Origin of the sequence: Neobacillus sp. NPDC093127 (genome assembly GCF_044754175.1) — a bacterium.
In the GTDB taxonomy this organism is placed as follows: Bacteria; Bacillota; Bacilli; order Bacillales; family Cytobacillaceae; genus Neobacillus.
In genome coordinates, this window is record NZ_JBIVOP010000063.1 from 1 (window position 1) to 1,692 (window position 1,692).

At 33.7% G+C, this 1,692-nt stretch carries 1 protein-coding gene; it reads right to left on the minus strand.

Going from position 1 to position 1,692, the window contains the following annotated elements; genetic code table 11:
* Nucleotides 1-110 precede the first annotated feature (110 nt).
* Nucleotides 111-1,580: an IS1182 family transposase gene (locus ACIQCO_RS28140; RefSeq protein ID WP_400435475.1), complete on the minus strand. Its 1,470-nt coding sequence runs from the start codon at nt 1,578-1,580 to the stop codon at nt 111-113.
* Nucleotides 1,581-1,692 lie beyond the last annotated feature (112 nt).

Here is a 1,692-nt window from a genome sequence, read left to right on the forward strand (position 1 = left end):
GAGGGCACTGAAAAACTTACGTTTTTTTGTCTTTTCATTTTGAGGGAATATAAAAAAGGTGTCATTTCGTCTAAAATTAGCTGAAATGGCACCTTTTTCCTTGCCTTTTTTTACTCCTTTTCATTTAGGAGCTTTAGAATCCGCTTAAGATTCACTGCGAATATCGCTGTTGCCCCTTGAATTTCCATGCCAAACAGACCCGAGGAATTTGCTATTTTAAACCCGTGTCTATGTTTAAGTTCGCTATTTTTGGCTTCAATTTTATAGCGAGTTTTTGCTAGTTGTTTGAATCTTTCTGTATCTTGAAATTCTTCTTGATCTTTATGTTCAGTTGATTTAACTGTTATTGAATATGTCTTACTTTTTGCTCCTTCTTTATAGCATCCCTCACGCAATGGACAACCCTTACATTTCTCAATATCAAAAAAGAATTTGATTCTTGGATTTTTGTCTTGTCCCTTTCTTTCTTCATATTTTTTCTTAATGGCCATATGCCCTGCCTTACAAACGAACATTCCAGCATCTTTATTAAATTCAAATTCATCTTCTTTTGCACGTGTTCCATGTGTTATATGTGGATGCAATTTAGAAATAAGTTCAAGTTGATTTTCTTTTGTATAGCTAATATTGTCTTTTTCAGAATAGGCTGTATCACCAATTACTGTACTAAATTCCATTCCTGTTGCTTGGCTTTTTTCAATTAAATCCTGCAGGTATTTTCCATCACTTTTTTCTCCCGTTGTTACAACTGCAGCTGTTATTATTCTTTCATCGCTCATTGCAATATGTGTTTTATATCCGAAGAATGAAGAGTCTGCTGTTTTATGTCCTACCCGTGCGTCTGTATCAGTTGAACAGTTCATTTGACTCATATGTTCTGTGTAATCTTCTACTACTTCATGTAGGACATTTAATTTTTCATTAACGTTAGGAATTACAGCTATTTGTGGTTGTGATTCGACAACAGAAATAACTTGACGACAATAATTTAATTCATCTTCAACTTCGTCAGAAGTTGATTTTGGTGGAAATTTCTCCTTCATTGATTCATCGATTTGATAAACTGCTTTTCTAAGATTTTTTGATTTCTCTTGCAAAAATTCCTTTGGAGACTTTTGGTTATAACGTGACTGCGTATGTGTGGAGTCCACAATTATTGTTTTACTTTTTATAATTTCCTTTTCAAGTGCAATCTCAACTGTTTTCCCAATAAGCAAATCTAATAAGCCCACATCTTTAAGACGGAGCCTACGAAATTTTGTTAACGAACTCGGATCTATTACCGGGTCTTCTGGTGCCATGTCGAGGAAATATTTAAAGGACATATCATATCTGGAACGCTGTACGATATCTACATCTGACAAATCATAAATTGATTTTAGTAATAGATATTTGAACATTCGGATTGGTGGCACTGCATTTCGACCGTTATCAAGACAATATTTCGTTTTTAACTCTTCGAGAATGAATGAAAAATCTACTAGTTCTTTTATTTGGCGAAGCATATTATCTTTTGGGACAACAAGATCGTAAATTGCTATATATGGACTAAGAGTGAAAGATTCTTGATTGGAAATCATCTGGATACCACCCGCAAAATTTTATAATTTTATTATAAAACAAAAAAGCAGTTTAAAGGTCGATAAAATCTACCTTTAAACTGCTTAAAAAGTGGACTTTTTCAGTGGCCTC